Source organism: Bacteroides sp. ET225 (assembly GCF_024733745.1).
GTDB lineage: Bacteria > Bacteroidota > Bacteroidia > Bacteroidales > Bacteroidaceae > Phocaeicola > Phocaeicola excrementipullorum.
The window spans coordinates 1-230 of record NZ_JANRHN010000102.1 but is presented as its reverse complement, the minus strand read 5'-3'; the positions used below and the strand labels follow the sequence as shown (position 1 = coordinate 230).

Annotated in this window: 2 tRNA genes; both read right to left on the bottom strand. The window is 55.2% G+C overall.

Annotation, left to right across the window (positions count from 1 at the left end):
• Window positions 1-6: 6 nt before the first annotated feature.
• Window positions 7-80: transfer RNA gene (locus NW212_RS15280), tRNA-Ala, on the bottom strand.
• 4 nt (window positions 81-84) lie between these two features.
• Window positions 85-158, bottom strand: a tRNA-Ile gene (locus NW212_RS15275).
• Between the last annotated feature and the right edge of the window lie 72 nt (window positions 159-230).

Genomic DNA, 230 nt, shown 5'->3' with positions numbered 1-230 from the left:
TTTGTGTGGAGAATAACGGATTCGAACCGTTGACCCCCTGCTTGCAAAGCAGGTGCTCTAGCCAGCTGAGCTAATCCCCCGAAGTAGTCCCAGGCAGATTTGAACTGCCGACCTCCACATTATCAGTGTGGCGCTCTAACCAACTGAGCTATAGGACTGGATGCCGGTTCGGCCGGCTCCTATCGGTTAAAATTGCGGACAGACAGGATTCGGGGGACAAGCCCCGGACG